This is a genomic window from Pseudonocardia sulfidoxydans NBRC 16205 (assembly GCF_007989085.1).
GTDB classification, from domain to species: Bacteria; Actinomycetota; Actinomycetes; order Mycobacteriales; family Pseudonocardiaceae; genus Pseudonocardia; species Pseudonocardia sulfidoxydans.
The window spans coordinates 1-25,740 of the sequence record NZ_BJVJ01000066.1 but is presented as its reverse complement, the minus strand read 5'-3'; the positions used below and the strand labels follow the sequence as shown (position 1 = coordinate 25,740).

At 74.2% G+C, this 25,740-nt stretch carries 21 protein-coding genes, 1 pseudogene and 1 riboswitch; of the genes and pseudogenes, 12 read left to right on the top strand and 10 right to left on the bottom strand.

Going from position 1 to position 25,740, the window contains the following annotated elements; genetic code table 11:
* Positions 1–78: 78 nt before the first annotated feature.
* Positions 79–936, top strand: a complete 858-nt coding sequence (locus tag PSU4_RS24135; protein ID WP_147112849.1) for a TetR-type transcription factor C-terminal domain-containing protein — start codon at positions 79–81, stop codon at positions 934–936.
* Here PSU4_RS24135 and PSU4_RS24130 read toward each other — a convergent pair.
* The 5 genes from PSU4_RS24130 to PSU4_RS24110 form a co-directional block, all read right to left on the bottom strand.
* A complete protein-coding gene (locus tag PSU4_RS24130) occupies positions 885–2,537 on the bottom strand; it encodes a PEP/pyruvate-binding domain-containing protein (protein ID WP_186817151.1) in 1,653 nt (550 codons plus the stop codon). The two genes, PSU4_RS24135 and PSU4_RS24130, sit on opposite strands and share 52 nt — an antisense overlap.
* Positions 2,538–2,550: 13 nt before the next feature.
* Positions 2,551–3,192, bottom strand: coding sequence for a MarR family transcriptional regulator (locus tag PSU4_RS24125; protein ID WP_147112846.1), 642 nt, complete (start codon positions 3,190–3,192; stop codon positions 2,551–2,553).
* A gap of 26 nt (positions 3,193–3,218) precedes the next feature.
* Positions 3,219–3,866, bottom strand: a complete 648-nt coding sequence (locus PSU4_RS24120; protein WP_147112843.1) for a histidine phosphatase family protein — start codon at positions 3,864–3,866, stop codon at positions 3,219–3,221.
* Positions 3,866–5,401 carry an AMP-binding protein gene (locus tag PSU4_RS24115; RefSeq protein ID WP_147112840.1) on the bottom strand — a complete coding sequence of 512 codons (1,536 nt, stop codon included), beginning with the start codon at positions 5,399–5,401 and terminating at the stop codon, positions 3,866–3,868. The genes PSU4_RS24120 and PSU4_RS24115 overlap by 1 nt, the downstream gene beginning before the upstream one ends.
* 71 nt (positions 5,402–5,472) lie before the next feature.
* Positions 5,473–6,279, bottom strand: a complete 807-nt coding sequence (locus tag PSU4_RS24110) for an SDR family oxidoreductase (protein WP_147112837.1) — start codon at positions 6,277–6,279, stop codon at positions 5,473–5,475.
* Positions 6,280–6,427: 148 nt separating this feature from the next.
* On the opposite strand from PSU4_RS24110, the gene PSU4_RS24105 reads away from it, so the two are divergent.
* The 3 genes from PSU4_RS24105 (at position 6,428) to PSU4_RS24095 (ending at position 10,589) form a co-directional block, all read left to right on the top strand.
* Positions 6,428–7,660 carry a cytochrome P450 gene (locus PSU4_RS24105; RefSeq protein WP_222596378.1) on the top strand — a complete coding sequence of 411 codons (1,233 nt, stop codon included), beginning with the start codon at positions 6,428–6,430 and terminating at the stop codon, positions 7,658–7,660.
* 276 nt (positions 7,661–7,936) lie between these two features.
* On the top strand, positions 7,937–8,653 hold the full coding sequence (locus tag PSU4_RS24100) for a TetR/AcrR family transcriptional regulator (protein WP_147112835.1): 717 nt from the start codon (positions 7,937–7,939) through the stop codon (positions 8,651–8,653).
* 196 nt (positions 8,654–8,849) lie between these two features.
* The gene (locus PSU4_RS24095) at positions 8,850–10,589 is read left to right on the top strand and encodes a PEP-utilizing enzyme (RefSeq protein ID WP_147112832.1); all 1,740 of its coding nucleotides are present in this window, start codon (positions 8,850–8,852) and stop codon (positions 10,587–10,589) included.
* Between the two features lie 22 nt (positions 10,590–10,611).
* On the opposite strand, the gene PSU4_RS24090 is transcribed toward PSU4_RS24095, so the two are convergent.
* Positions 10,612–11,454 carry an SDR family oxidoreductase gene (locus tag PSU4_RS24090; protein ID WP_281290729.1) on the bottom strand — a complete coding sequence of 281 codons (843 nt, stop codon included), beginning with the start codon at positions 11,452–11,454 and terminating at the stop codon, positions 10,612–10,614.
* Positions 11,455–11,557: 103 nt separating this feature from the next.
* Positions 11,558–12,958: a 4-hydroxyphenylacetate 3-hydroxylase N-terminal domain-containing protein gene (locus PSU4_RS24085; RefSeq protein ID WP_147112829.1), complete on the bottom strand. Its 1,401-nt coding sequence runs from the start codon at positions 12,956–12,958 to the stop codon at positions 11,558–11,560.
* A 466-nt stretch (positions 12,959–13,424) separates the two neighbouring features.
* A riboswitch (SAM riboswitch) is annotated at positions 13,425–13,519 on the top strand.
* 176 nt (positions 13,520–13,695) lie between these two features.
* Here PSU4_RS24085 and PSU4_RS24080 point away from each other — a divergent pair.
* The 8 genes and pseudogenes from PSU4_RS24080 to PSU4_RS24045 all read left to right on the top strand — a co-directional run bounded on the left by PSU4_RS24080 (position 13,696) and on the right by PSU4_RS24045 (position 23,353).
* Positions 13,696–15,336, top strand: coding sequence for an ABC transporter substrate-binding protein (locus tag PSU4_RS24080; protein WP_147112826.1), 1,641 nt, complete (start codon positions 13,696–13,698; stop codon positions 15,334–15,336).
* On the top strand, positions 15,333–16,292 hold the full coding sequence (locus tag PSU4_RS24075) for an ABC transporter permease (protein WP_373866094.1): 960 nt from the start codon (positions 15,333–15,335) through the stop codon (positions 16,290–16,292). Before PSU4_RS24080 ends, PSU4_RS24075 begins: the two co-directional genes overlap by 4 nt.
* A 53-nt stretch (positions 16,293–16,345) precedes the next feature.
* On the top strand, positions 16,346–17,191 hold the full coding sequence (locus tag PSU4_RS24070) for an ABC transporter permease (protein WP_246115309.1): 846 nt from the start codon (positions 16,346–16,348) through the stop codon (positions 17,189–17,191).
* Positions 17,188–18,861, top strand: a complete 1,674-nt coding sequence (locus tag PSU4_RS24065) for a dipeptide ABC transporter ATP-binding protein (RefSeq protein ID WP_222596377.1) — start codon at positions 17,188–17,190, stop codon at positions 18,859–18,861. Before PSU4_RS24070 ends, PSU4_RS24065 begins: the two co-directional genes overlap by 4 nt.
* Complete coding sequence (locus PSU4_RS24060) at positions 18,858–20,021, top strand: LLM class flavin-dependent oxidoreductase (RefSeq protein WP_147112819.1); 1,164 nt, start codon at positions 18,858–18,860, stop codon at positions 20,019–20,021. The genes PSU4_RS24065 and PSU4_RS24060 overlap by 4 nt, the downstream gene beginning before the upstream one ends.
* Positions 20,018–21,175 carry an LLM class flavin-dependent oxidoreductase gene (locus tag PSU4_RS24055; RefSeq protein WP_147112817.1) on the top strand — a complete coding sequence of 386 codons (1,158 nt, stop codon included), beginning with the start codon at positions 20,018–20,020 and terminating at the stop codon, positions 21,173–21,175. Before PSU4_RS24060 ends, PSU4_RS24055 begins: the two co-directional genes overlap by 4 nt.
* A pseudogene (locus tag PSU4_RS24050) lies at positions 21,172–22,547 on the top strand (NtaA/DmoA family FMN-dependent monooxygenase). The gene PSU4_RS24055 and the pseudogene PSU4_RS24050 overlap by 4 nt, the downstream one beginning before the upstream one ends.
* Entirely contained in the window at positions 22,544–23,353 is an 810-nt protein-coding gene (locus PSU4_RS24045; RefSeq protein WP_147112814.1) for a DUF1684 domain-containing protein, read from the top strand. Before PSU4_RS24050 ends, PSU4_RS24045 begins: the two are co-directional and overlap by 4 nt.
* 45 nt (positions 23,354–23,398) lie before the next feature.
* Here the strand turns inward: PSU4_RS24045 and PSU4_RS24040 are convergent, their stop codons facing one another.
* Genes PSU4_RS24040 through PSU4_RS24030 form a run of 3 tightly spaced genes read right to left on the bottom strand, consistent with a single transcriptional unit; the run spans position 23,399 to position 25,730 of the window.
* Positions 23,399–24,496 (bottom strand): LLM class flavin-dependent oxidoreductase, encoded by a 1,098-nt coding sequence (locus PSU4_RS24040; protein ID WP_147112811.1) that lies wholly within the window; start codon positions 24,494–24,496, stop codon positions 23,399–23,401.
* Positions 24,493–25,623: an LLM class flavin-dependent oxidoreductase gene (locus PSU4_RS24035; RefSeq protein ID WP_147112809.1), complete on the bottom strand. Its 1,131-nt coding sequence runs from the start codon at positions 25,621–25,623 to the stop codon at positions 24,493–24,495. The genes PSU4_RS24040 and PSU4_RS24035 overlap by 4 nt, the downstream gene beginning before the upstream one ends.
* Positions 25,620–25,730, bottom strand: coding sequence for a hypothetical protein (locus PSU4_RS24030; protein WP_373866095.1), 111 nt, complete (start codon positions 25,728–25,730; stop codon positions 25,620–25,622). Before PSU4_RS24030 ends, PSU4_RS24035 begins: the two co-directional genes overlap by 4 nt.
* Positions 25,731–25,740 lie beyond the last annotated feature (10 nt).

Genomic DNA, 25,740 nt, shown 5'->3' with positions numbered 1-25,740 from the left:
GCCCAGAGCCGGGTGCGGTCCCCGCGCCCGCCGAATCGGCCCACCGAGCCCACCGTGGCGTTCGGGTAGCGTGGCCCCATGGCGGTGGACGACGCGCAGCGCGTCGGCGCGTCCGTCCGGGCTGCCCGGCTCGCCCGGGGTGCGGGGCTGCGCATGCTGGCCGCCCGGATCGGGGTCAGTCCCTCGACGCTCAGCCAGATCGAGCACGGCCGCACCCGGCTGACCGTCGACCGGCTCGGCGTGATCGCCGCGGCCCTCGACGTCCCGGTCGGCGACATCCTCGACGGGCGCACCCCGCGGGCCCCCGAGGCGTCGTCGGAGCCCCGCCGCGAGGTGACCGACTGGCGTCGCTACGACCCGCTCGACCTCGACCCGGTGCTCGACGCGGCCCGCGCCGAGTTCCTGGCCGTCGGCTACCACGGCGCGACCATGCGTCGCATCGCCTCGCGGTGCGGGCTGTCGGTCAGCGGGCTCTACCACCACTTCGCCGGGAAACAACAGATCCTGCTGGCCCTGGTGGAGGTCACGATGGCCGACCTGGGCAGGCGGGCCGACGCCGCGCGCGCCGAGGGCAGCGACCCCGTCGACAGGTTCTGCCTGCTCGTCGAGAACCTCGCCCTGTACCACAGCCACCGCGCCGAGCTGGCGTTCGTCGGCAACACGGAGATGCGCAGCTTCACCGAGGCCAACCGGCGCCGGGTCGCCGGGCTGCGGACCCGGCAGCAGCGCATGGTCGACGCGGAGGTCGACGCCGCCGTCGCCGCGGGCGCGTTCCGGACCGACCATCCGCACGAGGCGTCGCGGGCCGTGGTGACGATGTGCACGGCGCTGACCGACTGGTACCGGCCGGGTGGACCGTCGACGCCCGAGCAGATCGCGCGGCGCTACGTCGGGTTCGCGCTCGACATGCTGGAGGACGTCCGGGCCACCGGCTGACCGGACACGTCCCCGAGCAGGACGGCGAGCGCGGGCAGGTCGCGGGCGACGATCTCGTCGTCGGTGAGCCCGGCGGTGCCACCGTCGTCGGTCGCCGCGCCGAGCCACACCTCGCCGGTCGTGCCGTCGATCGTGATGGTGTCGCCGGTCGCGAACAGCACCTCGCCCTCCCGGGTGCGGACGTCGGCGGGACCGACGACCAACTCCTGCGCGCCGACCACGGCCGGGATGCCCCAGCCGCGCGCGACGACGGCGGCGTGGCTGACGAGCCCGCCGGTGCTGGTCAGGATGCCGACGGACACGGCCATGCCGTGCACGTCCTCGGGGTTGGTCTCCGGGCGCACGAGCACGACCGGTCCCTCGGCGTCGGCCGCGGCGTCGGCGTCGAGCACGACGGCGCCGCTGACCCGGCCCGGTGACGCCCCCAACCCACGGACGAGCGCACCCGCCGCCGCGCCCCGGCGGGCGGCGGCGACCACCTCGGCGCGGGCCCGGTCGATCGTCGCGTCGTCGAGCCGGGCCCGGGCCTCGTCCCGGGTCAGCGCGATCGACGGGTCCGCCGCCAGCTCGGCGGCGAGCCGCACGGCCGCGACGGCGCCACGTTTGCCGACACGGGTCTGCAGGATGAACAACGTCCCCGACTCGACGGTGAACTCGACGTCGCACATGTCCCGGTAGTGCCGCTCGAGCGCGCCGAGCCGCTCGCTCAGCTCGCGGTGCGCCTCGGGCAGCCGCGCCGCCATGTCGGCGAGCGTCAGGGTGCGGGCGGTCCCGGCGACGACGTCCTCACCCTGGGCGCGGGGCAGGAAGTCGCCGTAGGCGCGGTTCTCGCCGGTCGCCGGGTCGCGGGTGAACACGACGCCGGTGCCGGAACGGTCGTCGCGGTTGCCGAACACCATGGCCTGCACGTTGACCGCGGTGCCCAGGTCGTCGTCGATGCCCTCGTGGGCGCGGTAGGCGCGGGCCCGCGGGCTGTCCCAGCTGCGGAAGACGGCCTCGACGGCGCCGCGCAGCTGCCGGGCCGGGTCCTGCGGCACCTCGGCGCCGGCGGCCGCGATCCGCGCCTTGAGGTCGGCGACCCGGGCCCGCAGACCCGCCTCGTCGGTGGGTGCCGCACCGGCGGGGAGGGCGTCCTGGGGGACGCCGAGCACGGTCGTCGCGTACATGGTGAGGAAACGGCGGTAGCTGTCCCAGGCGAAGACGGCGTCGCCGGACACCGCGGCCAGCCCGTCGACGGTCGCGTCGGTCAGCCCCAGGTTGAGGACGGTGTCGAGCATGCCCGGCATCGATCGCGGCGCCCCGCTGCGCACGGCGACCAGCAGCGGATCGGCCGGGTCGCCGAGGCGCCTGCCGATCCGCGTCTCCAGCGCGGCGACGTGCGCGGCGAGGGCGTCGTCGAGGTCGGCGGGCCAGCCGTCGCGGCGGTAGGCCAGGCACACCGGCAGCCCGACGGTGAACCCCGGCGGCACGGGCAGCCCCAGCACCGACGTCATCTCGGCCAGCCCCGCGCCCTTCCCGCCCAGCAGCCCGGTGAGCTCGCGGGGCGCGACGGCGTGCGGGTGGTCGAAGGCGAACAGGTGCTCCGCGGCGCGGACGGACACGTCGACCGCCACCTCAGTGCCCGTCGGCGGCGGAACGCTCGCGGCCCAGCGTGCTCAACAGGTCCTGGTGCAGCTCCATCCAGGCGTCGTGATAGCTGTCCGACAACGGTTTCGCGAACGCGGTGCGGTCGCCGGCGACGAGCCGGTCACGGGCCGCGGCGAACGCCCGCGGGTAGCGCCCGAACCGGGCCAGCACCTGCGCGAGCCGCCCGGTGATCGCGACGACCTGCGCGTGCACCGGCCCGAGGTCGGCCACGACGGCGTCGTCGTAGGCGGGGTCGGCGTGGTCGTTGACGCTGCCGTCGGGACGCAGCTGCCAGCGCGCACACAAGGCCTTGAACGGCTCGTTGAGCTGCAGGAACGCGGCATCGGCGGTCTCGACGGCGACGCGCGCGTCGTGGCGGGTGAGCTCGTCGGCGAGCAGGGCGGCGTGCGTGGCCCGGCCCTGCTCGGTGAGCATCCACCCGCTGATCCGGCCGGCGCGTTCGACGGCGCGCCCGTCGGCGGCCGCGGCGGCGAGGGTGTCGGCCACCGTCGCCTCGTCGAGCCCGGTCGCGGTCGCGACGCGGTCGGCACCGGCGAACCCCGTGAGCCGCAACGCGTGCAGGACCAGCAGCCGGGCGTCGGTCGCCGTCGTCGTGTCGTGTGTGGTCACCGTCGGCCTCTCGTTCGTGTCGGGGATCAGGCGTGCCTGCGGTCGCGGACCGCGTCGGGCTCGGCCGCCCGGCCCAGCTGCAGGTGGGTCGTCTCGTTCAAGGTGAGCAGCCGGCGTCCCCGCCCGGAGGCGACGACGCGGCACACCGACGTGTACTCCGGCTGGAAGAACATGCCCCGCGGCCGGGCCAGCACCCCGCCCAGGAAGGAGTTGAGCACGCCGCCGTGGCACACGACGGCGACCGTCGTCGAGCGGTTCGTCGCGATGATCTCGTCGAACACGGCATCGATGCGGCGGGCGAACGCGTCGGGGTCGAACGTGTGCCTGCCCCACACCCCGGTCTCGAGCGCGCGCCACAGCTCGGCCTGCGTCTGGCCGGGCGCGGTGAGCTCCAGCGGCACGTAGCTCGGGGCGCCGTGGTCGAACTCGCGCAACCGGTCGTCGACGCGCAGCGGGACGACCAGCCGCGACGTGATGGCCTCGGCGGTCTGCCGGGCGCGGCGCATCGGGCTGCTGTAGACGACCGTCGGTGCCGTCGCAGGGTGATCGGCGAGGTAGTCGGCGAGCAGGTCGGCCTCGGCGCGGCCCTGCGGGGTCAGGTGCGGGTCGGCGCCGTCGCCGTCGGCGGCGTGCTGGCGATGCGGCCGGCCGTGGCGGACGAGCAGGAGTTCCATCAGGTGCTCCGATCGGAGCGGGCGGGCAGGTAGCGCTCACGCAGCTCCTGGAGCCGGACCTTGCCGGCGTCGCTGCGGGGGAGCGCGGCGACGAGGTCGACCGAGCGGGGGCACTTGAAACCCGCCAGCCGTTCCCGGCAGAACTCGACGAGCTCGTCGGCGAGTGCGGGGCCGGCGCCCGCAACGCGGCTCTCCGGGACGACGACGGCCTTCACCTGTTCGCCGAACTCCGGGTCGGGCACGCCGAGGACCGCGACGTCGGCCACCGCGGGATGCGTGACCAGCACGTCCTCGACCTCGCGCGGGTAGACGTTGACGCCGCCGGTGATGATCGTCTGGCCGCTGCGGCCCGTCAGGTAGAGGTAGCCGTCGTCGTCGAGGCGGCCGAGGTCGCCGACCGCGCCCCAGCCGGGGGCGGCCGCGAGGTCGGCCGAGCCGTCGTCGGCGCGGGCCGGGAGCGCGGCGCCCGGCTTCGCGAACCACACGGTCCCGACCTCGCCCGGCGGGAGGAGCCGGCCGGCGTCGTCGGCGATGTGGATCGTCGACCCGACCGCACGCCCGACCGAGCCGGGGTGGGCGAGCCACTCGTGGGGGCCGATCGTGGTGCGCCCGTACCCCTCGCTCGCGCCGTAGTACTCGTGCACGATCGGGCCCCACCAGTCGAGCATCGCCTGCTTGACGGCGGGCGGGCACGGCGCGGCGGCGTGCACGGCGACGCGGTGCGACGACAGGTCGTGGCGCTCGCGGACCTCGGCGGGCAGCCGCAGCAGCCGCACGAACATCGTCGGCACCCACTGGCTGTGGGTGACGCGGTACCGCTCGATCGCGGCGAGCGCACCCTCCGGGTCGAACCGCTGCATGAGCACGACGGTCCCGCCCAGCTGGTGCAGCGACTGCAGGAAGCCGAGCGGCCCGGCGTGGTAGGCGGGGCCGGGGACGAGCAGGACGTTGCCGGTGTCGTCGAACTCCAGCGAGCGCATGAGCCCGGCCGAGCGGACCGGCAGCTCCGCGGGGTGGACATCGCTCGGCGGCACACGGAACGGCTTGGGCCTGCCCGTCGTGCCGGAGCTGAACAACAGCCGCCCGCCCGCGGTCTCGACGAACCCGGCATCCCGCGGGGTGGCGGCGACGGCCTCGTCGAACCCGTCGTCGGTCACGAGCCACAGCAGCGTGTCGGGCAGGCCCGCGTCGTGCGCGGCGGCCCGCAGCCCGGGCAGCAGCTCGGACGAGGTGACGATCGCGCGCGGGTCCGCGTCCTGCAGGATCGGGACCAGCTCCGCGCCGGTGAGGTGCCGGTTGGCCGCGCCCAGGTACAGGCCGCTGCGCCAGCACGCCCAGGCGGTCTCGCCCCAGCGCACGTCGTTGCCGAGCACGACCAGGACAGTGTCGCCCGGCGTGACGCCGCGGGCGCGCAGCAAGGCGGCCAGGCGGGCGCTGCGGTCGTCGAGATCGGCGTAGGTGCGGACCTCACCGGTCTCGGCGACGATCATCGCCGGGCGCTGGGGGGCCAGCTCGGCCACGGTGCCGGGGTACACGCCACCTCCGGGGGTCGAGTCGCATCCGCGACGGGATCAGCGGGACAGGACGAAGTGAAGCGACGGGCCAGTCACACACTCCGGGCTGGTGCGCCGGCGGTGCGGAGCGCGGTCAACCCACCGTCGGCACGGACGTCGATACCGTTGAGCCACGACGCGCCGGGGGACAGCAGGAAGTCGAGGATCGCGGCGATCTCGTCGGCCCGGGCGTTGCGGCCGACGAGCGCGCTCGCGACGTCGAGCGACGCCATCGTGGCGCGGAAGTCGGCGAGGATCGGCGTCTCGACCGGGCCGGGGCTCACGCTGAGCACCCGCACCCCGGCCGGGTGCAGCCGGGCGGCCAGTCGCATCGTGTAGTGGTGCACGAGCTGCTTGGACAGCTGGTAGGCGTCCGGGCCGTCGAGGCCGAGCGCGCCCAGCTCAGCGGTCAGCACCTCGTCGTCGAGGCCGAGCAGGTGGTCGGCCTGCCCGGCGGTGGCCGTGCCGCGGTAGCCCGCCATCGACGACAGCAGCACGATCGCGCCGCCCGGTCCGATCGAGGGCGCGAGGGCCTCGGTGAACCGGCGCAGGCCCACGACGTTCACGGCGTGGACGGTGGCCGCGGGCGCCGTGCCGGGCACGCCCGCGACGGCGGCGAGCCCGTCGATCCCGCCCGTCGCGGCGATCCGCGCCACGGCGCCGGCGGTCGCCGCCTCGTCGGTCAGGTCGCAGCGCACCGCGGCCACCCCGGGCGGCACGCCGCCGGTGTCGCGGTCGACGCCCACGACCTCGTGCCCGGCGGCGGCGAGACGCGCGGCCAGCGCCGCACCGATGCCGGACGCCGCACCGGTCACCACGATCCGTCGCGCCGGTCCGGCGGAGGTGCTGGTCGCGTCCATCGTCCCCGTCCTCGTCGGTGGTCGCTGTCCGTCGACACTCTTCCATCCGTCGGCCGAGATGTATAGTCTCAGTCGCAAAACAGGGCGTCGCCGCCTCCAGGGCGCCGCCGCCCCCGAACAGTCTCGCCCGAACGGACGGAGTCGGTCGATGGTCGCGACGAACACGTGCCCCGTGTCCCACCCCCAGGACGTCGACCTCCTCGACGTCGAGATGTTCGCCGCCGACCGCGACGGTGAGGCCTTCCGGCGGCTGCGCGACGAGTCCCCGCTGTTCTGGAACCCCGGTCCCGGCGAGGGCGAGGGCTTCTGGTCGCTCACGCGCTACGCCGACGTCGAGGCCGTCGCCAAGGACGCGGCCCGGTTCGGCAACGCCGACGGCACCCAGATCCCCAGCCGCCGCGCCGAGGGCGACGGGCCGCGCCAGATTCACAACATGGACGCCCCCGACCACGGCCCCATGCGCCGGCTGCTGACCACCACGTTCTCGCCCCGCGCGGTCGAGAAGCTGGCCGGGCGCGTCGAGGAGGTCACCACCGCGCTGCTCGACGAGGCCCTCGACCTGGGCGAGTTCGACTTCGTCAAGGTCATCGCGTCCCGGCTGCCGCTGCTGGTGTTCGCACCCATGCTCGGCGTGCCGGTCGAGGACGCCGACCTGCTGCTGCGCTGGACCAACGAGTCGAGCAGCGAGGACCCCGAGTACTCGGCAGGCCCCGAGACCGCGGCCAAGGCCCGCGCCGAGCTGTTCGCCTACTTCGGCGAGCTCACCGCGCAGCGCCGGGCCTGCCCGCGCGACGACATCGTCAGCACGCTCGTGCAGTCGGAGTTCCGGGGCGCCCCGATCACCCAGGACTGGCTCAACCCGTACTACATGGTGCTGACCGTTGCCGGGAACGAGACCACCCGCAACCTGCTCACCGGCTCGGTCGACACGCTGACCCGCTACGACCTGTGGCCGCGGCTGCGGGCGGGCGACGACGCGTTGCGCCGCAGCGCGGTCGAGGAGATGGTCCGCTGGACCTCGCCCGTCGTGCACATGCGGCGCACCGCGCTGAGCGACGTCGAGCTGCACGGGACGACCGTCCGCACGGGGGAGAAGGTCGTCCTGTGGTTCGGCGCGGCCAACCGCGACGAACGCGTCTTCGACGCCCCCGACGAGTTCCGCCTCGACCGCACCCCCAACCGCCACCTCGGCTTCGGCGTCGGACCGCACTTCTGTCTCGGCGCGCACCTGGCCCGGATGGAGACGCGCGTCTTCTACGAGCAGGTGCTGGCCCGCGGCATCGACATCGAGGTCCTCGGCGAGCCGGACCGCCTGCGCAGCAACTGGTTCCGCGGCATCAAGCGGCTGCCCGTGCGGGTCAAGCAGGGCCGCGTCGCCTGACCCGCACGCCCACCGACCCGGCGCCGCCTGACACGCGCGCCCGCCCGGCGTCGCCTGACACGCGCGCCCGCCCGGCGTCGCCTGACACGTGCGCCCGCCCGGCCGGCGTCGACACCGCGCGCAACCTGACGGTCGTCCAGGCGCCCCGGGACGACCGTCAGGTTGCGCGCGGGTGTGTTCGGGAGGCGACCACCCGGCGCGGGCACCGGGCGCGGCCGCCGGTCCGCGATATGGTGAGGCCCGTTCACAAAGCTGCGATCGACGAGAGGGCGCGCCATGTCCGAGGACGAACGCCGCCCGGTCCGTCGCGGCAAGAACGTCCGCGGCCTGCGGACCCGTCAGGAACTGCTCGACGCCGCCCTGAGCTGCTTCTCCGAGTACGGCTACGCCCGGACCCGGATCTCCGACATCGTGTTCCGGGCCGGGGTGTCGCAGGGCAACTTCTACCGCCACTTCCAGAGCAAGAACGAGATCTTCCTCGAAGCCCTGCGTCCGAGCCTCGACGAGCTGCACGCCTCCACGGCGCGCGGCGGCATCGGCGACGGGGTGGACCTGGCCACGATGGTCGCGCTGACCACGTCGTACTTCACCTCCTACGCCCGCAACAGGCACATCCTGCGGGTGATGCGGGAGGCGGCCGCGACCAGCTCGGACGACGGGTTCGCCGAGCTGTGGCTGCGCCAGCGCGGCAGCTACGTGGAGCGGACCTCGCGGTGGCTGCGCCGCCTGCACCAGCAGGGACGTCTCGCCGAGGCTGATTTCGAGCTGCTGGCCGACGTCCTCGGGTCGGCGATCGAGCAGACCGCCTACGTGCACATCGGGCTGCCGGCGGAGGCGCCGCGCCCGGAGCGGATCCACCAGCTCGCGGCGGCAGTCGCGCAGGTGTGGCACCGCTCGCTGCCGATCGTCGAGGCGGGTGCCCCGGCCGAGGGGTCTGCCGTGGACACGGCGCCCGGCTCCGACCAGGTCGGCGCCGGCCCCGCCGCGCGCTGACGCTTCCACCGCCGGTCGTTCGTACCCGCAAGGCACTGCTGTGTGGCTTGACACACAGGCGTCCGCGCGCGACTATGTGACTCGCTCGTCGCAGAAACTGCCCAGGCAGCGCGCTCCGACGACTCGCGGGCCTCGTGCCCACGCTCCTGGTAGCTGCTCGATTCCCGAGCCTCAGTGACGAGGGAGACCGATTCCGGTGACCGACTGGCCGATCTTCGACCGCACCTCGACGACGTTCCCGCTCTACTCGCGGGCCAACGTCGGGGAGATCTTCCCCGACCCGATCTCCCCGCTGAACGCCTCCGCGGGATTCCAGGCCAACCTCGAACCCGGTTGGCGCGACGCGTTCGTGGCCTGCGGTGTCTGGGACCACGACCTCTACGACACCGCGGTCGACCGCAACATCCTCCCGGCCTTCGGCAGCTACCTCTACATCAACATGTCGCTGATGCGCCTGTTCGGTGTGCGGGTGCCCGGCATGGGTGCCGAGGCGGTCGACCTGCAGTACTTCGGCGACATGCCCGGCATCCCGTCGTACGAGAGCGAGAAACGCGACTTCGACGACGATCCCGCGTACTCGGAGAAGGCCGGCGCCTGGCTGATGCAGGACGTCCTGCTCGCCGAGGACCTCGCCGCCTACGACGCCGACCGCGCCGAGGTGCTCGCGATCCGGGCGGCGCGTCCTGACATCGCGGCCCTGGGCGACGCGGAGCTGGTCGAGCGGATCACCGCGTTCGCGGACGTGCAGCGCCGGTTCTTCCAGCACCACATCGAGTCGAGCCTCAAGTCCGGCGTCGGTCTGGGCGCGATCGGTCAGCTGGCTGCGGCCGTCGGTAAGCCGGAGCTCGGGCTGACGCTGGTCAGCGGCATCGGCGACGTCGACTCCGCCGGCCCGTCCAACGGCATGTGGGCGCTGAGCCGCACCGCCCGTTCCGGTGCGGTGGCCGCCCTGTTCGACGCCGGCGTCCCCGGCCTGTACGAGCGGATCACCGCGAGCACCGACCCGCAGGTCATCGCGTTCCGCGGCGCGCTCGACGAGTTCCTCACCGAGTGGGAGTTCCGCGGCCCGGCCGAGTGGGAGCTGCGGGCGTCGACGTGGGCGCTCAAGCCGGAGCTGGTGCTGCACACGGTCGACCGGATGCGCGGCGTGAGCGACGACGAGGCGCCCTCGGTCAAGAACGCCCAGCGTGCCGACGACCGTGAGGCCGCCACGAAGACCGTCCGTGAGCTCGTCGCGGGCAACGCCGAGGCCGCCGGGCAGTTCGAGGTCGCGCTGCGCGCCGCCGCGCTGTGGCTGCGGGGCCGTGAGCGGTCGCGGACCACGTCGGCGATGCTGGTGCACGAGCTGCGCCTGCCCGCCCTCGAGCTGGGCCGCCGCGGCGCCGCGGCCGGCCACCTCGACGACGAGAAGCAGGTCTTCATGCTGTTCGCCGACGAGCTGCCCGCGTACCTGACCGACCCGGGGAAGTTCACCCAGGTCGTGCGCGACCGGGAGAAGACCTACCTGGAGCTGTTCGACTACGAGCCGCCGTTCGTCGTCGTCGGGGAGGCGCCGCCGCTGTCGGAGTGGACGCGCCGGGCCGACAAGTCGCACACCGCCGCGGTGGCGGGGGAGACCATCCAGGGCGTCTCGGGCTGCACCGGCGTCACCCGGGGCCGGGCCCGGGTCCTGCACGACCCGAACGACCCGTCGGCGCTGGAGCCGGGCGACATCCTCGTCGCCCCGATCACCGACCCGTCGTGGACGCCGCTGTTCGTCGCGGCGTCGGCCGTGGTGGTCGACGTGGGCGCCCCGTTCTCGCACGCGGCGATCGTGAGCCGCGAGCTGGGGATCCCGTGCGTGGTCTCGGCGGCCGACGCGACCGGCCGCATCCCCGACGGCGCGCTGATCGAGGTCGACGGCACCGCGGCGACCGTCACGATCGTCGCGGTGTGAACCCCGCGGTACGACGGCGGCTCTACCTGCTCAGCTCGTCGACGAAGAAGTCCAGCTCGGGGTCGTCGCCGCCGCCGTAGCCGGCGAAGTCGGTGACGCCGGCCTCGCGCAGGACGTCGACGTCGAGGAACACCTCGCCGGTGCGGTCCTGCGGCAGGTCGAGAAGGGCCATCGCGGCGTCGGCCATGATCCGCGGCTCGCGGCAGCGGGCGACGGTCTCGTCGCCACCGAGGAGGTTCTGCACCGCGGCGGTGCTGATCGCGGTCTCGGGCCACAGACAGTTGGCGGCGATGCCGTCGGCGGCGAACTCGGCGGCCCAGCCCAGCGTCAGGATCGTCATACCGAACTTCGACAGGGCGTAGGCGGGGAACTTGCCCAGCCAGTGCGGGGCGGTGGTGATGGGCGGTGACAGTGTCACGACCCGGGCCCGGTCCGACTCCCGCAGGTGCGGCAGCGCGGCCCGGAACAGCAGGAACGTGCCGCGGGAGTTGATGTCCTGCATGAGGTCGTAGCGCTTGGGCGTCAGGTCGGCGGTGCCGGTGAGGTTGAGTGCGGAGGCGTTGTTGACGACGACGTCGATGCCGCCGAAGCGCTCGACGGCCGCCGCGGCGGCGCGCTCGACGTCGGCCTCCTCGCGCACGTCGCCGACGACGGCGAGACCGGCGCCGCCCGCGGCCTCGATCTCCTCGACTGCGGTGTGGACGGTGCCGGGCAGCCGCGGGTCGGGGGTGTCGGTCTTGGCCAGGATCACCACGTTGGCGCCGCGCCCGGCGGCGGCCACCGCGATGGCGAGGCCGATGCCGCGGCTGCCGCCGGACATGAGGATGGTGCGCCCGGCGAGCGGGTCGGTGGATGTCGAGGTCACGTCGTCGTCCTCTCGGAAGGGGATTCTGCGCCGAGTTCGTGGGACTGGTGCGGACCATGATCGAACCAGTCCCACGTCGAACCCGGCGGGAGCGGGGAAGGGGTTACAGGCCCGCGAGGCCGCGGACGTAGTCGATGGCGGGGCCGGCGTCGAAGGACCGCGCGATCTGCATCTTCTCCGCCTCCAACGACCCCTCGGCGTGCGTGGCCAGCACGGACTGGTAGCCGCCGTAGTCGCGGGCGGTGATGTCGCCGACCAGGTTGAGGATGCGCAGCCGCTGCTCGGCAGGCACCGCGGCGGCGTAGTACTTCTCCAGCACGGGCCGGATGCCGGGGCTCTCCCAGTCCTCCACGCCGGGGCCGGTGGCGAGCAGCCCGCCGGCGAGGTCGACGAGCGTGGCCGCGGCCTCGTGGTAGCCGTGGGCGAAGGTGTACTTCGCGGTGTTGACGGTCAGCGGGTCGGGCAGCCAGACCCCTTGCGCCCCTTCGCGGGCGCGCAGCGCGGAGAGCTCGGCGAGGCCGCGGACGGTCTCGGCCCACGCGATGAGCCGCGCGATCTTGTCGCGGACGTGGCCGGCGCGGGTGATGCCGTTGGCCTCGGCGACGAGGTGCGCGGCGCCGACGAGCAGGTCGAGCAGCGGCAGCTTGTAGTTGATCGCGGTGAACCGGTGGTAGTCGACGAACGCGATCGCGAGCGGTCCGGCCAGCTCGGGCCGGCGGTCGAGGAAGACGCGGTCGCGGGGGATGCGGACGTCGTCGAACACCGTCAGCGACTCGAGCAGCTTGTGCCGCGAGGAGATCGGGAAGCCGAACCCGTCGCGCTCGCCGGCGAGGTAGGGGGAGACGTAGAGGCTCAGGCCGGGGGTGTCGACGGGAACGGCGAACGACACGGCCCAGTCGGCGTCGCCGGGGCCCATCGCGCGCGTGGGCAGGACGACGATCTCGTCGGCGTTGGCGGAGAACGACGTGTGCGTCTTCGCGCCGCGCACCGTGATCGACTCGGCGTCGCTGTCGACGACCCGCAGGTAGAGGTCGGGGTCGGCCTGCTGTGACGGGCCGAGTGACCGGTCGCCCTTGACGTCGGTCTGGGCGACGGCGAGCGCGAGGTCCTCGCGGCGGCAGCGGTCGTAGAAGGCGCGGGCGTTGGCCAGCCCGTCGCCCTCGGTCGCGCGCAGCAGCGCGAACAGCGCGTCGGACCCGACCTCCTTGAGCACGATCGTGCCCGCGCCGCGCCGTGACACCTCCTCGATGAGTGAGCCTCGCGCGCGCAGGTCCTCGGCGGTGCGGGGCAGGTGGTAGAAGGCGGAGTGGTCGCCGATCTCGGCGTCCTCGCGCACGGCCAGGTCGGGCAGGTCGGCGGCGATGGAGAAGCAGTGCGCGGAGTGGTCGACGGCGGAGCGCAGCTCGGGGTGCGTGGTGACGTCGGGGACCCGCTCGCCCCGGTAGTAGACGCGCCTGCCGTCGACGAGCCCGTCGCGGTACTGCTGCGCGGTGCGCAGGGACATGGTGGGGAACCTCCGGGTGCGGGACGTCAGCGGAACGAACGACCGATCGGCTCGCGGCGCCGGCCTCGCCATCAACGGTTCCCGGTGCAGCGGGAACAGGTCAATGTGCCGTACCCCGCTGTTCGCCTCAGCTGAACAACCCCCGGTGAGAGGCCGGGCGCCCACGCCCGCCGCGCCGAGATGCGCACCAGGGCGGTGCGCGGGCCGACGGACCACGCCCACGTGCATCTCGGCGGCTGCTGCGGCGCGGGGTCGGCACGTGGCAGTGGCCACTCCCGACCGGCCCCCGACGAGGACGTGCCGGTCGGTTCGCCGTGCGGTCAGGGCCTGCGACCTGTGGGAATGCCCTGATGTGGGGCATGGACCGGACCAGCCCGGCCGTCGTCCCACATCGCGGGAGCAGATGTCCGGATTGACAGGGACCACCGGCCGCTCCGTACTGTCGAGTCACGGCGGGTGACCGCCGGGACCATCCAGAGCGGCCGAGAGACCTGGCTCGACGACGCCGCAGCAACCCCCCGCGACCGCGGGCGAGGGTGCTCATGCCGGGAACGATGGAGGCGGTCATGGGGGCCTACCGGGGTGCATACCGGCTGCACGTCGACCTGCTGCGGGTGACGAGCGCAGCCTGTCCGGCCTGAGCCACGTCACCGCCACCTCGCTCATCCGTCCCGACACCCTCCGCGCCGCGCTCCGGCGTGGACCCGGTCGGGCATGCCCGAAGGACACGACCCTCGATGCGCACGACCCCCCTCGCCGGTCCCCGGCGCGGCTCCCGCAGCCTGCGCGCTGCCGCCGCGGCCCTGACCGCCTCCGCCGCGCTCCTGCTGGCCGCCTGCGGGTCCGGAACCGCCACCGACCCCGGCGCCGACGCCGGCCCGCCCACCCCCGGCGGCACGCTGCGCTTCGCCGTGTCCAGCGACCAGGGCTGCCTCGACCCGCAGCAGGTCACCAGCAACGACTCGGTCTACTCGGTGCGCCAGATCGTCGACTCCCTGACCGACCAGGACCCGGCCACCGGTGAGATCACGCCGTGGCTCGCGACGACGTGGACGGTCTCGCCCGACGCCACGTCGTACACGTTCACGCTGCGCCCTGGCGTCACCTTCAGCGACGGCACGCCGCTCGACGCGAACGTCGTGAAGGCGAACTTCGACGCCGTGCCGAAGCTCGGGGTGCGGGCCTCGCTGCCCAAGGGCTACCTGGCGGGCTACACCGGCACGACCGTCACCGCGCCGGACACGTTCACGGTGGCGTTCTCCTCGCCCAACGTGCAGTTCCTGCAGGCGACGTCGACCCACAGCCTGGGCATCCTGTCGGCCGCGACGGTCGCGAAGAGCGACGACGAGCGGTGCGCCTCGGCGATCGGATCGGGTCCGTTCGTGGTGGAGAGCTACACGAAGAACCAGTCGACGGTTCTGGCCAAGCGGCCCGGCTACGAGTGGGGGTCGTCGCTGTTCACCCACCCCGGTGAGGCCTACCTCGACAAGCTGGAGTTCCGCGTCGTCCCCGAGTCCGGGGTCCGGACCGGGTCGCTGCAGGCCGACGAGGTCGACGCGATCGCCAGCATCGGCCAGCAGGACGAGGAGCCGCTGACCGCGGCGGGGGTCCAGCTGCTCGCCCGGGCCAACCCCGGCCTGCCGTTCCAGATAGGGTTCAACCTGTCCAAGCCGGTCGTGTCCGACCCGGCGGTCCGGACCGCGCTGTCGTTGTCGATCAACCGGCCCGAGGTCGTCTCGGCGATCTACACCTCGCAGACCAAGCCGGCGACGAGCGCACTCGCGTCGAGCACGCCCGACTACGCCGACGAGTCGGGGCAGCTCGGGTTCGACCTCGCGAAGGCGCAGCAGGGCCTCGACGCCGCCGGCTGGGTGCCCGGCCCCGACGGCGTCCGCGTCAAGGACGGGCAGCGCCTGGAGATCCCCGTCGTCTACGCCAACAACCTGGGCAGCGTGAAGCCGACCCTGGAGCTGCTCCAGCAGCAGGCCAAGGCCGCCGGCATCGACCTGCAGCTCGCCGAGAAGCAGATCTCCGACGTCGCGGCGATCCAGCAGAGCGGCGACTTCTCCGCGCTGTGGTTCAACCTGACCCGGGCCGACCCCGACATCCTGCGCAGCTACTACTGGAGCGGCGGGTCGAACATCCTGCGGTTCCCGCCGAGCCCGCTCGACCAGCCGCTGACCGCACAGGCCTCCGCGGCCGACCCCGCGACGCGGACCGCGCTCGTCGCCGACGCCCAGCGCGACCTGCTGGCCCAGTACTACGTCGTCCCGGTCGTCGAGCTGACCACGGTCCTCGGGGTCGCACCGAACACCCACGGCGTCACCTTCGACGCGTCGTCGCGCATCCAGCTCCACGACGCCTGGAAGTCGCAGTGACCGTCCCACCCCTGGCCCGGTACCTCGTCCGCCGCGTCCTGCTGGCGGCCGGGGTGCTGTGGGCCGCGTTCACGGTCTCGTTCGTCGTGCTCTACCTGCTGCCGGGCGACCCGGTGGCGACGATGGCGAGCGGTGGTCTCGACGGCGAGCCCGTCAGCCCGGCACAGCTCGCGGAGCTGCGCGCCCGCTACGGGCTCGACGAGCCGTTCGCCGTGCAGTACCTGCACCGCCTCGGCGCCGCCCTGACCGGCGACTTCGGGACGTCGATCCAGAACGGCCAGGACGTCGGCGCCGCGGTGACGCAGGCGCTCCCGCCGACGCTGGAGATCGCGGTGCTCGGCCTCGGGTTCGCCGTCGTCTTCGGTGGCGCGCTGGCGCTGCTCGCGACCTACACGCGGATGCGGTGGCTGCGCCAGTTCCTGCTGGCGCTGCCGTCGCTCGCGGTGTCGCTGCCCGGGTTCTGGGTGGGGCTGATGCTCGTCCAGATCGTCGCGTTCGGATGGCGGCTGCTGCCCTCAGGCGGTGTCGCGGGTCCGGCGTCGGCGATCCTGCCGGCCGTCACCCTCGGCATCACGACGGGCGCACTCGTCGCCCAGGTGCTGGCCAAGAGCCTCACCCAGGCCCTCGACCAGCCCTACGCGACGACCGCGCGCGCCAAGGGGGCCGGGCCCGTCGCCGTCCACCTGCGCCACGCCCTGCCCAACGCGGCGGTGCCGGCGCTGACCGTGCTCGGCTACGTCACCGGCAACCTGCTCGCGGGCACGGTCGTCGTCGAGACGGTGTTCACCCGGCCCGGGCTGGGCCGGCTCACCGTGACCGCCGTCGGGGCCCAGGACATCCCGCTGGTGCAGGGCATCGTCGTGTTCGCCGCGCTGGTGTTCGTCCTGGTCAACCTGGCCGTCGACCTGGTCTACCCACTGCTCGACCCGAGGATCGCGACGGGGGTGCACGCGTGACCGAACTGCTCGTGCGGGAGATCGCCACGGGGACGGAGGCGGCGGCCGCGCCGGTGCCGCGCCGCGGTGGCCGAGCCCGCCGGCTCGGCCGGTTCCTGCTGCACCGCCCGGGGCTCGCCGTGGCCGTGCTGATCGTGCTCACCGTCCTGGTCGCCGCGTTCGCGCCGCACCTGCTCGCCCCGGGTGACCCGTCGGCGGGGGTGCCCGCCCAGAAGCTGCGCCCGCCGGGCCCGGGCCACTGGTTCGGCACCGACTACCTGGGCCGCGACATCTGGACCCGGGTCGTCCACGGCGCGGCGCTGTCGTTGCAGGCCACCGTGGTCGCCGTCGCGGTCGCCCTCGTCGCGGGCGGGTTGATCGGCCTGCTGGCCGGGTTCGTCCGCGGCTGGGTCGACGAGGCACTCATGCGCATCGTCGACGTCCTGATGGCGATCCCGGCGATCCTGCTGTCGCTGGCGCTGATCACCGCACTCGGCTACGGCACGCTCAACGTCGCGATCGCGGTCGGCGTCGCGAGCGTCGCGAACTTCTCCCGCGTCATGCGGTCGGAGACGCTGCGCATCCGGCAGTCGGTGTACGTGGAGGCGGCACGGGCCGTCGGCACCCGCTGGTACGTGACGTTGCGCCGCCACGTGCTGCCCAACGCGGCCGGGCCGGTCGCCGTGCTCGCGGTCCTGGAGTTCGGCCTGGCCATCCTCGCGATCTCGTCGCTGAGCTTCCTCGGCTTCGGCGCGCCGCCGCCGGCCCCGGAGTGGGGTTCGCTGATCGCGGAGGGCCGCAACTATCTGGCGACGTCGTGGTGGCTGTGCGCGATGCCCGGCCTGACGATCGCCGCGACCGTGCTGTCGGTGAACCGCATCTCCCGGGCACTGGACGGCGAATGGGCGGCTGCGCGATGACCGACCCGTTGCTGCAGGTACGTGACCTGGAGGTCGGCTACCGGACCGGCGGGGTGGACCTGCCCGCGCTGCGCGGGGTCTGCCTCGACGTCGCACCCGGCGAGGTCGTCGCCGTCGTCGGCGAGTCCGGCTCCGGCAAGTCCACCCTCGCCCACGCCGTGGTCGGGCTGTTGCCGCCCAACGCCTCCGTCGAGGCCGGCAGCGTCACCCTCGGCGGCGACGAGCTGCTCGGCCGCTCGGAACGGGCCATGCGCCCGATCCGCGGCGCCCGCATCGGGCTCGTCCCGCAGGACCCGACCGTGTCGCTCAACCCGGTGCAGCGCATCGGGCGTCAGGTCGCGGAGGCGCTGCGGGTGCACGGCCTGGCCGGCCGGCGCAGCGCTCCGCTCGCCGCGATCGACCTGCTCGAACGCGCCGGGCTGCCCGAACCGCACGTGCGGGCGCGGCAGTACCCGCACGAGCTGTCCGGCGGGATGCGCCAGCGCGTGCTGATCGCGATCGCCATCGCCGCCGGGCCCGCCCTGCTGATCGCCGACGAGCCGACCAGCGCGCTCGACGCGACCGTCCAGAAACGCATCCTCGACCACCTCGAGACGTTGACCCGCGAGTCGGGCACCGCGGTCCTGCTCGTCACCCACGACCTCGGGGTGGCCGCCGACCGGGCCGACCGGATCGCCGTCATGTCCGGTGGTCGGCTCGTCGAGCAGGGTCCGACGGGCCGCATCCTCGCCGCGGCCACCGACCCCTACACGCGCACGCTGCTCGCCGCGGCACCCGGTCTGGTCGCCCGGCCCGACACGGCGGCCGAGCCCGCGCGGGTCGTCGTCCCGGCCCGGCGTGCCCCGACGGAGACGGTCGCCGCGGCGTCGCCGCTGGTGTCGGTGCGCGGGCTGGTCAAGGACTTCCCGCTGCCGCGCTCGGCCGGCCGTGGCGCGGTGTTGCGCGCCGTCGACGACGTCTCCTTCGACATCGGCCGCGGCGAGACGTTGGCGCTGGTCGGTGAGTCGGGGTCGGGCAAGTCGACGACCGCGCGGCTCGTGCTGCGCCTCGCCGACCCCACCGCGGGCACCGTCACCTTCGACGGCGCCGACGTCACGGGACTGCGCGGGGAGGCGTGGCGGGCGCTGCGGCGGCGGGCCCAGCTCGTCTACCAGAACCCGTACGCGTCGCTCGACCCACGCTTCAGCGTCGCCGAGGTCATCGTGGAACCGTTGCGCGCCTTCAAGGTCGGCACCGCCGCGGAGCGGCGCGCCCGCGCCGCCGACCTCGTCGACCGGGTCGCGCTGCCGGAGTCGGTCCTCGACCGCAAGCCTGTCGAGCTCTCCGGCGGGCAGCGCCAGCGCGTCGCCATCGCCCGCGCGCTCGCGCTCGAACCCGATCTCGTCGTGTGCGACGAACCCGTGTCCGCGCTCGACGTGTCGGTACAGGCGCAGGTGCTCGACCTGCTCGCCGAGCTGCAGGCGCAGCAGCAGCTGGCCTACCTGTTCATCTCCCACGACCTCGCCGTCGTGCGGCGCATCGCCCACCGGGTCGGTGTCATGCGCGACGGCAGGCTGCTGGAGGTCGCGCCCACCGAGACACTGTTCGCCTCGCCCCGCGAGGACTACACCCGCGAGCTGCTGGCCGCCGTCGCCGGCACCCGGGCCCGGAAGGTCGAGGTCGCGTCGTGACCGTCCCGCTGTCCGTGCTCGACCTCTCGCCGGTCCCGGCCGGGGGCACCGCCGCCGACGCGCTGCGCGACACCCTCGACCTCGCCCGGGTCGCCGAGCGCGCCGGCTACCTGCGCTACTGGGTCGCCGAGCACCATCTCGTGCCGGGCGTGGCGTCGTCGTCGACGTCGGTGCTCGTCGCCCACCTCGCGGCGGCGACGTCGACGATCCGCGTCGGGTCGGGTGCGGTGCAGCTGCCGCACACCGCGCCGATCCAGATCGCCGAACAGTTCGGCACCACCGCGGCGCTCCACCCGGGCCGGGTCGACGTCGGCCTCGGTCGGTTCGACCTGCAGAAGATCCTGACGTTCGCGGCCCAGCGCCGCGCCACGCAGACACCGGGCTCGACACCTGCGCCCGCGCGCGTCGTCGACGGGCTGCTCATCCCGCAGCCGGGCGGCGTCATCGGCGACCTGTCCCAGTTCGTCGCGCTCGCGGAGCTGCTGGGCATCACCGCCGACTCCCCGCCGCAGGACTACCACCGCCAGGTCGCCGACGTCCTGTCCTACGTGGACGGCACGGCGGTCGATGCCGAGGGCCGGCCGCTGACGGTGCTGCCCGCCGAGGGCGCCGACCTCGACGTCTGGGTGCTCGGCTCCAGCGCCGGCACCAGCGCGGAGGTGGCGGGCGCGTTCGGGCTGCCGTTCGCCGCGAGCTACCACACCGTGCCGCACACCGTCCTGGAGACGGTCGCCGCCTACCGGGCCGCGTTCCGCCCGTCGGCACGGCTGGCGCGCCCGCACGTCATGGTGTCCGCCGACGTGGTCGTCGCCGACACCGACGACCGCGCGCGCGAGCTCGCCGCGCCCTACGGCGGCTGGGTGCTCGACATCCGCGCGGGCCGCGGCGCGCAGCCCTACCCGACGCCCGCCGAGGCGCGGGCCCGCGCCTTCACCGACGCCGAACGGGCCGCGGTCGCCGACCGCGTCGACACCCAGTTCGTCGGGTCCCCTGCGACGGTCGCCGACGGCCTGGAGACGCTCGCCCGCGTCACGGGTGCCGACGAGCTGCTGGTCACGACGATCACCACCGACCACGCCGACCGCGTCGCGAGCCACCAGCTGCTGGCCGCGGAGTGGGCGCGCCGCGGCGCCGTCGTCGGGGCGGGGGTGGCCCGGTGACCCGCCGGCCCGTGCACCTCGCCGTCGAGGTCCGCGGCGCCGGCGCCCACCCCGGCGCCTGGCGCGCGCCGGACTCCGCCGCGACCCGGCTGTTCTCCCCGGCCTACCACCTGCTGCTCGCCCAGCTCGCCCACCGCGGCGGGCTCGACGTGCTGTTCCTGCCCGACTCGTTCGTCCCGCCCGGCGACGACCCCGGCCTCGTCCGCGGCGCCCTCGACGCCGTGGCCGTCGCCGCCCGGGTCGCCCCCGCGGCACCACGGCTGGGCATCGTCGCGACCGCGACCGTCACCCACACCGAGCCGTTCCACCTGTCCAAGGCGATCGCGACGCTCGACTTCGTCTCCTCCGGGTTCGCCGGCTGGCAGCCCGACGTCTCGCGCACCGCCGCGGAGGCGGACCTGTTCGGGCGCAAGGCCGCCGCCGACGCGGGCACGCTGTGGCGGGAGGCCGACGAGGCGGTCGAGGTCGTCACGGCGCTGTGGGACTCCTGGGAGGACGACGCCGAGATCCGCGACGTCGCCACCGGCCGCTTCGTCGACCGGGACAAGCTGCACCCCGTCGGGTTCCGCGGCGAGTTCTTCTCCGTCGCGGGCGCCTCGATCACCCCGCGGCCACCGCAGGGGCACCCGCTCGTCGTACTGCGCGCCGACGAGCCGGAGGCGCTCGCCGTCGCCGCCCGCCGGGCCGACGTCGTCCGGATCTCCGCGACCCACGTCGGCGCGGCCGTGGCCGCCCGCACCCGCATCCGCGACGCCGTGGCCGCCGCGGGCCGCGACCCGGACACCGTCGGCGTCTGGCTCGACGTCGAGGTCCTCGTCGCGCCGACGGCCGCGCAGGCCCGCGAGCGTCTCGCCACCCTCGACGGGTACGTCCGCACGCTGGCGACCGTCGGCACGGCGCCGCTGCGGTTCGCGGGCACCCCCGCGGGCCTGGGCGACCTCGTCGACCACGCCGTCCGCTCCGGCGCCGCCGACGGCATCACGCTCGTGCCGCTGGCGCTGCCCGGCGGGCTCGAGCAGATCGTCCACCACGCGGTGCCGCACCTCGTCGGGCGCGGGCTGCGGCCCGAACGGCCGCACGGGTCGACGCTGCGCGAAAGGCTCGGCCTGGCCCGCCCGGCCAACGTGTTCGAGAAAGGAGGCGTGCCGGCATGACCGCGCGCAAGCAGATCCGGCTCGGGGCGCACTTCCCCGGCGTCAACAACACGACGGTCTGGAGCGACCCCGCGGCCGGCAGCCAGATCGCGTTCGACTCGTTCGCCCACTTCGCGCGTACCGCCGAGCGCGGGTTCTTCGACTTCCTGTTCCTCGCCGAAGGGCTGCGCCTGCGCGAGCACCGCGGCCGCATCCACGACCTCGACGTCGTCGGGCGACCCGACACGTTCACCGTGCTCGCCGCGCTCGCCGGCGTCACCGGCCACCTCGGGCTCGCCGGCACGATCAACACCACGTTCAACGAGCCCTACGAGCTGGCCCGCCAGTTCGCGACGCTCGACCACCTCTCCGCCGGCCGCGCCGCGTGGAACATGGTGACCAGCTCCGACGCGTTCACCGGCGAGAACTTCCGCCGCGGCGGGTTCCTCGCCCGCGAGGACCGCTACACCCGCGCCCGCGAGGGCGTCGACGTCTGCCGGCGCTGTGGGACAGCTGGGCCGACGACGCCGTCGTCGCCGACCGCCGCGCCGGGGTGTTCGTGCGCGACGGCGGCATCGCCGACGTGCACCACTCGTCGAGCCAGTTCGACGTGCACGGCCGGTTCTCGGTGCCGCGCAGCCCGCAGGGCCACCCGGTGCTGATCCAGGCCGGTGACTCGGCCGAGGGCCGCGACTTCGCCGCCGCGACCGCCGACGCGATCTTCACCCTGCACGGCAGCTACGACGCCGGGCGCGACTTCTACGCCGACGTCAAGGGACGGGCGGTGCGCCACGGCCGCCGCCCCGAGGACCTGCTGGTCCTGCCCGGGGCGACGTTCGTCCTCGGCGACACCGACGCCGACGCCGCCGACCGGGCTGTCGAGGTCCGTCGCGCGCAGGTCGGCCCGCAGACCGCGATCGCGTTCCTCGAACAGATCTGGGGCCGCGACCTGTCCGGCTACGACGCCGACGGCCCGCTGCCCGCCATCGACCCGGACGTCGACAACGTCTCGATCACCCGCGGCCGGGTGCGGCACGCCCGCGACCCGCGCACCGTCGCCCAGGAGTGGCGCGACCTCGCCGCGGCGAAGGGCGGGCTGTCGATCCGCGAGACCGTCATCGAGGCGACGTCGCGGACGTCGTTCATCGGGTCGGCCCGCACGGTCGCCGCCGAGCTCGACCGCTACGTGCAGGGCGACGCGTGCGACGGCTTCATCCTGATCCCGCACCTCACCCCGGGCGGTCTCGACGCCTTCGCCGACACCGTGGTCCCCGAGCTGCAGGACCGTGGCAGCCTGCGCACCGAGTACACCGGCACCACACTGCGGGAGAACCTCGGCCTGCGCCCCACGGCTCGGCCCGCCACCGACACCACCAGGAGGACCTCCGCATGACCACGACCGAGGACACCCTCGTCGCCGACTGGCAGACCTGGCACCGCGAGCGCGAGGAGCTGCTGGCGACACCGCACGGCTGGCTGTCGCTCACCGGGCTGCACTGGCTCGACGAGGCCCCGGCCGCCTACCCGGACCTGCCCGGGACGTGGCGCGCGACCGGCGACGGCGGCGTCGAGCTCGCCGTCCCCGCCGGCGCCGACGTGACCGTCGACGGCACGCCGGTGTCGGGCACCGTCCGCGTCGAGCCCGTCGACGGCAAACCCGGCGTCCTCGTCGGGGTGGGGGAGCGGCGGGTGGAGGTCATCCGCCGCACCGACTCCTACGCGTTGCGCGTCCGCGACCCGCAGGCGCTCACCCGCACCGCGTTCGACGGTGTGCCCGCCTTCCCGGTGGCGCAGCGCTGGGTGCGGCCCGGCCGCTTCGAGGCCTACGCCGAGCCGCGGCCCATCACCGTCGGTGCCGTCGTCGAGGGGCTGACGCACCGGTTCGAGGCGCTCGGCGAGGTCGTGTTCGATCTCGACGGTGCGCAGCAGCGGCTCGTCGCGCTGGCCGGCCACGAGGGCGGGCTGTCGGTGCACTTCCGCGACGGCTCGTCGGGGGACTCGACCTACGGCGGCGGCCGCGCCGTGCTGATCGCCGACCCCGCCGCCGACGGCTCGGTGACCGTCGACCTCAACCGGGCGTCGAACCTGCCGTGTGCGTTCACCGCGCACGCGACCTGCCCGCTCCCGCCCGCGGGCAACGTGGTGACCGTCCCGGTCGAGGCGGGCGAGAAGACCCCGCCGCGCCCCGACCTGGCCTGACAGACCCCTGTGAGCGGCGATAGTCGCTATAGCGACTATCGCCGCTCACAGGGTCCGGAAGCCTTTCGCGCGGCCCTGGTCGGCCTCGGTCCACAGCGTGGTGGTGAGCTCGCGCCGGACCAGGGGGACCACCTCCTCCGCGAAGCGGGACAGGACCTCGTTCTGCTGCGCGTAGGGCAGCACGGGGTTGATCGAGACCGACTGCACGTCGTGGCGGTAGGACTTGTGGTACTCGACGATCTTCTCCGCGACCCGTTCCGGCGTTCCCACCAGCGCGGGCCCGTGCGCCACGGCCTCCTCGACCGTCGCGTACGACGTCACCTTGCCCGGCCGGTCGTCACCCGCGTGGGCCGCCTTGAGCTTCGCCGCGAAACCCTCGTAGATCGGCCGGTACTGGGCGACGGCCTCCTCGTCGGTGTCGGCGAGGAACAGCCCGCCCGACCCGGAACCGACGTAGCCGACCGCCGGATCGTGGCCGTTGGCCTCCAGCTGCTCGCGGTAGCGGTCGATGAGCACCAGGTAGTTCTCCCGCGGCTGGAACGCGTTCGCCGTGAAGATCGGATCGCCCCACTTCGCCGCCAGGTCGACCGCGACGGTGGAGGTCGCCGACCCGTGCCAGATCCGGAACGGGCCGTCGAACGGGCGCGGGAAGGTCGTCACCGCGTCGAGGTCGGCGTGGTGGGTGCCCGTCCACGACACCCGCTCCTCGCGCAGCAGCCGGCGCAGCAGCTCGTAGTTCTCCGTCAGGTACTCGTACTGCTTCTCGAGTTCCAGACCGAACAGCGGGAAGTGCTTGTCCTCGTTGCCCTTCCCGATGACGATCTCCAGCCGGCCGCCGGAGAGCTGGTCGATCGTCGCGTAGTCCTCGGCGACGCGGACCGGGTCCAGCAGCGACAGCACGGTCACCCCCGTCGAGAGCAGGATGCGCTCGGTGGCCTGGGCGAGCGCGCCGAGCAGCACCGTCGGTGCCGACGACACGAACTCGCCCGCGTGCCGCTCCCCGACGGCGTAGGAGTCGAACCCGAGCCGCTCGGCGAGCACCGCGGTCTCCACGACCCGGGTCAACCGCTCGTGCACGGAGATGATCTCCCCGGTCACCGGGTGCGGGGCGTGCGGGACGATGTCGAGGACCTGGAACCTCACGGTCGTACTCCTTCTTCCGGGTCGGACGGCCCCACCCCGAAGCGGGGCAGGACACCCTCGCCGACGTGGTAGGCCTCCTCGAGGTGGGGGTAGCCGGACAGCACGAACTCGTCGACCCCCGCGGCGCGGTACTCCTCGATGCGGGTGGCGACCTCGTCGTGGCTGCCGACGAGCGCGGTGCCGGCGCCGCCGCGGACCAGCCCGACACCGGCCCACAGGTTGGGGGCGACGACGAGGCGGTCACGGTCGCCGCCGTGCAGCGCGAGCATCCGCGACTGGCCCACCGACTCCAGCGCCGCGAGCTCGCGGCGGCGGACGGCGATCATGTCGTCGTCCACACCGGCGATGAGCCGGTCCGCCGCGGTCCACGCCTCGTCGGCGGTGCCGCGGGTGACGACGTGCACGCGCAGCCCGAACCGGGGCTCGCGGCCGTGCGCGGCGGCCGCCTTGCGGACGGTCTCGATCTTCTCCGCGACCTGCTCGACGGGCTCGCCCCAGGTCAGGTAGACGTCGGCCCAGCGGGCGGCGACACCGATCGCGGCCTCGGACGAGCCGCCGAAATACAGCGGCGGCCGCGGCCGGGCGGGGTCGGAGACGTGTCCGCCCTCGACCCGGTAGTAGCGGCCGGTGTGGTCGAAAGCATTGCCGGACAACGCCTTGTCGACGACGTCGAGGTACTCGTCGGCGCGGTCGTAGCGCTCGTCGTGGGCGAGCTCGTCGCCGTAGGCGCGCAGCTCGGCGTCGCTGCTGCCGGCGACGAGGTTGAGCAGCAGCCGACCGCCGGACAGCCGCTGGTAGGTCGACGCCATCTGCGCGGCCAGCACCGGCGCGACCAGTCCGGACCGGAACGCGACCAGGAACCGCAACGTGCGCGTCGCGGGCAGCAGCGCCGCCGTGGTCAGCCAGGCGTCCTCGCAGTGCGCGCCCGTCGGCGTCAACATGCCGGTGAACCCGAGCGACTCGACGGCCGTCGCGAGGCGGGTGAGGTAGCCGAGCGTGGGTGGCCGCTCGACCGGGGCGCGGCGCCCGGTCGCCCCGATCGCCACGCCGTGGCTGCCCGGCCCGAGCGTCCGGGAGTCCCCGCCGGTCGGCAGGAACCAGTGGAAGACCGGGCCGGGCGTGGTCACGGCGCCGCCGGGGTCCGGACCGCCATGAACGTCGTGTGCCGGCGCAGCCGGAACCCGATGGACAGGTAGAGCCGGATCGCGTTCTCGTTCGCCGCCGCCGCGTGCATCATCGGCGTC